Raw genomic sequence first — 4,761 nt, 5'->3', positions numbered from 1 at the left:
CTGGGCCTCGGTGCGGCCCGCGTCGCCCTCGGGGCCGGCCGCGACGGCGCCGAGCGGGTAGCGCGCGGCGAGGGCCTTGGTGTGGCGCCAGGCGCCGTAGGTGAGGACGCCACCGACGAGGGCGACGCCCGTGCCGAGCACGGAGGTGGTGAGGGTCGGCGCGAGGTCGCGGCCGTCGAACCAGTCGGGGAGGGCCCAGGCGGTGAGGCCGAGGAGGAAGGTGGGGAGCGCGAGGAGCCAGAGGACGGCGTTCATGACGCGGGGGGTCGCGGGGTGGTCGTGGATGGCGGCCTCGGCGGCGGGAGTCTTTTCGGCGGCGCGCCCGGGGGTCGCGGGCGCCTCGCGGGCGCCGAGGAGGAGCCAGAGGCGCGTCGCGTAGGCGCCGGTGAGGAGGGCGGTGGCGAGTCCGGCGACGAGGACGAGCCAGCCGGCGGCAGCGGGGATGCCGTGGGCGTGCCCGGTGGCGGCGTGCTCGGCGGCGCCGAGGACGGCTTCTTTGGAGAAGAAGCCGGTGAACGGGGGGATCGCGGCGAGCGCGAGGAGCGCGACGGTCATCGTCCAGTAGGCGTCGGGGACGGTGCGGCGCAGGCCCGGCATGCGGGACATGGCGGCGAGCGAGTTCGTCCCGGCGGCGTGGATGACGACGCCCGCGGCGAGGAAGAGGAGCGCCTTGAAGGCGCCGTGCGAGAGGAGGTGGAAGACGGCGGCGCCCCGGTCGCCGACGGCGAGGGCGCCGGTCATGTAGCCGAGCTGACCTGCGGTCGAGTAGGCGAGGACGCGCTTGATGTCGTCCTGGGCGAGCGCGGCGAGCCCGGAGCCGACCATCGTCACGGCGGCGAGGACGGCGAGGACGACGAGCGCGGCGGCGGAGGAGGTGAAGACGGGCAGGAGGCGCGCGACGAGGTAGACGCCCGCCGCGACCATCGTGGCCGCGTGGATGAGCGCGGAGACGGGCGTTGGCCCGGCCATCGCGTCCGGGAGCCACGTGTGGAGCGGGAACTGCGCGGACTTGCCGACGACGCCGCACAGCAGAAGCAGCGCGATGAGCGTGGGGTGGTCGAGGCCGCCGTGGGTGACGGCCTGCAGAACCTCGGTGATGCGGAAGGAGCCGGTGTCGGCGGCGAGCGCGAAGAGGCCGAAGAGGAAGGGGACGTCGCCGAGCTTGGTGACGAGGAACGCCTTGAGCGAGGCGGAGCGGGCCTCGGGGGTCTCCCAGTAGTGCCCGATGAGGAAGTACGAGCAGATGCCCATGACCTCCCAGCCGACGAGCAGCACCATGAGGTCGCCGGAGTAGACGACGAGGAGCATCGCGGAGGTGAAGAGCGAGACGAGCGCGCCGTACGAGGAGTAGCGGGGGTCCTCGCGGAGGTAGCCGGTGGAGTAGAGCTGGACGCACGTCGAGACGACGGTGACGAGGACCGCGACGAGGACCGCGAAGCCGTCGAGGTGGAGGGAGAGGTCGATCGGCGCGGCGCCGGTCGGGGTGAGCCGGGTCGCGGCGTCGATCGTCGCGCCGCCGCCCTGGCGGACGGCGACGAGGACGGCGAGCACGGCGCTGGCGAGGGCGGGGAGCACGGCGAGGGGCCGTACGAGGCCCGCGGCGCCGCGCCCGATGAGCAGTCCGGCGATCCCGCCGAGGAAGGGCAGGAGGGGGACGAGGACGGCGAGGGTCGTGGTGTTCACGCGGCTGCTCCGGGGGTGCGCGTGCCGGGGGCGGCCGGGTCCGTGCTGCCGGGACCTGCGGGACCTGCGGGGGCCTCGGGGTCATCGGGGCCGTACGGGGGCTCGGCGGTGTCGCGCAGGGCGTCGACGGCGATCGTGCCCCGGGCGCGGTACACGGCGAGGACGACGGCGAGGCCGATGCCGATCTCGGCGGCGGCGATCGCGATGGTGAAGAGGGTGAGCGCCTGGCCCGCGTGGAGGGTGTCGCGCAGCCAGACGTCGAAGGCGACGAGGTCGAGGTTGACGGCGTTGAGCATCAGCTCGACGGACATGAGCACGAGGATCGCGTTGCGCCGCGCGAGCACCCCGTAGATGCCGGTGCAGAAGAGGAGGGCCGACAGCACGGCCGGATAGACGAGATGCATCAGCGCGGGTCCTCCGGGTGCGGGGCCGCCGGGCGGGGGGCCCGCGGGGTCGCCGGGTGCGGGTCCTGGGGGGCTGCCGGACGCGGGGTCCCGGGGCCGGCGGTGCGCGGGGCGCGGCCGGCGGGGCGCTTGGCCCGGCCCGTACCCGTATCCGTACGGGGGCGCGGCTTCGGCTTGGGCCGGGGGGCGTCGCCCTCGCTCCGCTTGCGGGAGAGGACGATCGCGCCGACCAGGGCGGCGAGGAGGAGGACCGAGAGGGCTTCGAAGGGGAGGACCCAGTGGCGGAAGAGGAAGGCGCCCGTGATGGCCGTCGTGCCCTGCGGGTGCGCGCCGTCGAGGTGGATGTACGTCGTGCGGAAGGCGTCCGTGACGACCCAGACGAGGCCCGCCGCCGCCAGGACCGCGACCGCCGCGGCGAGGGGCCGGTTCCTGGAATCGGCGTCCTCCGAGCGGCCGATCGGGGCGCGCGTGAGCATGAGGCCGAAGAGGAGCAGGACGACGACCGAGCCCACGTAGATGAGGACCTGCACCCAGGCGATGAACTCCGCCGTGAGCAGCAGGTACTCGACCGCGAGGCCGCCGAGCGTGACGACGAGCCACAGCGCGGCGTGCACGAGCTGCTTCGTCGTGACGGTGACGAGTGCGGCGCCGAAGGTCAGCAGGCCGAAGAGGACGAAGGCGATCTCGACGCCGGTCGGCGAGAGGAAGCCCTGCGGGGCGGTGCCGGTCGCGGGGGCGGTGGCCAGGAGCGTGATCACGGGCGCGGCTCCTCACCGGGAGCGGGACGCTCGCCCGTGGCGGGACGCTCGCCCGCCGCGTGGCCCTCGCCCGTGTCCCGTACGGTCGCCGCCTCGGCCTCCGCCTTCTCGGCGGCCTTGCGCGCCGCCGCCAGCTCCTTCGGCTCCTCCGCCGCCGGGTCCACGGCCGGGGGCTCGGGGACGGTCCACATCCACTCGCGGAGCTTGTCGCGCTCGTGGGTGAGGTCGTGGATGTCCGTCTCCGCGTACTCGAACTCGGGGGACCAGAACAGCGCGTCGAAGGGGCAGACCTCGATGCAGATCCCGCAGTACATGCAGAGCGAGAAGTCGATGGCGAAGCGGTCGAGGACGTTGCGGCTGCGCTCGCGCCCGCCGGGCGCGGCGGGTGGCACCGTCTCCTTGTGCGAGTCGATGTAGATGCACCAGTCGGGGCACTCGCGCGCGCACAGCATGCAGACCGTGCAGTTCTCCTCGAAGAGCCCGATGACGCCCCGGCTGCGCGGCGGCAGCGGCGGGAGCGTGTCGGGGTACTGCGCGGTGACGGACTTGCGCGTCATCGTGCGGAGGGTGACGGCGAGGCCCTTGGCCAGACCCGTGCCGGGAATCGGGGGCATCTAGGAGATCACCACTTTGACGACGCCGGTGAGGGCGATCTGGGCGAGGGCGAGCGGGACGAGCAGCGTCCAGGAGAGCTTCTGGAGCTGGTCCTCGCGGAGACGGGGGTAGCTGACGCGCAGCCAGATGACGACGAAGGCGAGCAGCGCCGTCTTCAGGAGCGTCCACAGCCAGCCGAGCCCGTCGCCGCCGAAGGGGCCGTGCCAGCCGCCGAGGAAGAGGACGGTCGTGAGGCCGCACAGGATGACGATCCCCGCGTACTCGGCGAGCAGGAAGAGCGCGAAGCGCAGGCCGGTGTACTCGGTGTACGCGCCGAAGATGATCTCCGAGTCGGCGACCGGCATGTCGAACGGCGGCCGTTGCAGCTCGGCGAGCCCGGCGACGAAGAAGACGAAGGCGCCGACGAGCTGCCAGGGCACCCACCACCAGTGGAACTCGCCGAGGATGCCGGGCAGCGAGACCGTACCGGCCGCCATCGCGACGGACGCGGCGGCGAGGAGCATCGGGAGTTCGTAGGAGAGGAGTTGCGCGGCGGTACGGAGGCCGCCGAGCAGCGAGAACTTGTTCGCCGAGGCCCAGCCGGCCATCAGCGAGCCGAGCACGCCGACGCCCATGACGGCGAGCGCGAAGAAGATCCCCGCGTCGACGACGGTCCCGACCGCGCTGTCCCCCGGCCCGACCGGGACCACGAGCAGCACGAGGAGGTACGGGAGCAGCGCGACGGCGGGCGCGAGCCGGAAGATCCGCCGGTCGGCGTCGGCCGGGACGATGTCCTCCTTCTGCGCGAACTTCACGCCGTCCGCCATGAGCTGGGCCCAGCCGTGGAACCCGCCCGCGAACATGGGGCCGAGCCGCCCCTGCATGTGCGCCATGACCTTGTGCTCGGCCTGCCCGACGGCGAGCGGCAGCACGAGGAACCCGGCGAAGACGAGGACGAGTCGCAGGGCGTCACCGAGGACGTCGTTCACGCGGGCTCGCCTCCGGCGGGGTCTTCGGGACGGGGATTCTCAGGGCGGGGCTCATCGGTACGGGGGTCCTGGGGGGCTTCGGGACGCGGGCCCTGGGAGCCCTCGGGACGCGGGCCCTCGGCGCCGGGCTTCTCCGTACGAGGTTTCTCGCCCTCCCCCGTCGGCTTCTCGCCCTCCCCCGTCGCCTCCCCGCTCGGCCGCGTGTCCTCGAAGGCCGGGCGGGCGTGGTGCCAGGGGGCGTCGGCGCTGCCCGCCGGGGCCGCGCCGCCGTCGGGCGTCTCGCGCCGCTGCGTCGCGGAACCCTCGGAGGCGGTACGGGAGCGGCGCGCCGGT

At 73.9% G+C, this 4,761-nt stretch carries 5 protein-coding genes and 1 pseudogene; all 6 read right to left on the bottom strand.

Annotated features, from left to right (window positions below):
- A partial coding sequence (locus G3I42_RS02175) for an NADH-quinone oxidoreductase subunit L (RefSeq protein ID WP_164282160.1) occupies positions 1-1,683 on the bottom strand: 1,683 nt, incomplete at its 3' end.
- The gene (nuoK, locus tag G3I42_RS02170; RefSeq protein WP_164282159.1) at positions 1,680-2,087 is read right to left on the bottom strand and encodes an NADH-quinone oxidoreductase subunit NuoK; all 408 of its coding nucleotides are present in this window, start codon (positions 2,085-2,087) and stop codon (positions 1,680-1,682) included. The genes G3I42_RS02175 and nuoK, both read right to left, overlap by 4 nt.
- Positions 2,087-2,845, bottom strand: coding sequence for an NADH-quinone oxidoreductase subunit J (locus G3I42_RS02165; RefSeq protein ID WP_164282158.1), 759 nt, complete (start codon positions 2,843-2,845; stop codon positions 2,087-2,089). Before G3I42_RS02165 ends, nuoK begins: the two co-directional genes overlap by 1 nt.
- The gene (locus G3I42_RS02160; RefSeq protein ID WP_164282157.1) at positions 2,842-3,459 is read right to left on the bottom strand and encodes an NADH-quinone oxidoreductase subunit I; all 618 of its coding nucleotides are present in this window, start codon (positions 3,457-3,459) and stop codon (positions 2,842-2,844) included. Before G3I42_RS02160 ends, G3I42_RS02165 begins: the two co-directional genes overlap by 4 nt.
- A complete protein-coding gene (locus G3I42_RS02155; protein WP_164282156.1) occupies positions 3,460-4,428 on the bottom strand; it encodes a complex I subunit 1 family protein in 969 nt (322 codons plus the stop codon).
- Positions 4,425-4,761: pseudogene (locus G3I42_RS02150) on the bottom strand (dehydrogenase); the annotation flags it as partial. The gene G3I42_RS02155 and the pseudogene G3I42_RS02150, both read right to left, overlap by 4 nt.

This window comes from Streptomyces sp. SID11385, from assembly GCF_010548245.1.
Lineage (GTDB): Bacteria > Actinomycetota > Actinomycetes > Streptomycetales > Streptomycetaceae > Streptomyces.
The sequence above is the reverse complement of the archived record's forward strand: the minus strand, read 5'-3'. Positions and strand labels throughout refer to the sequence as shown.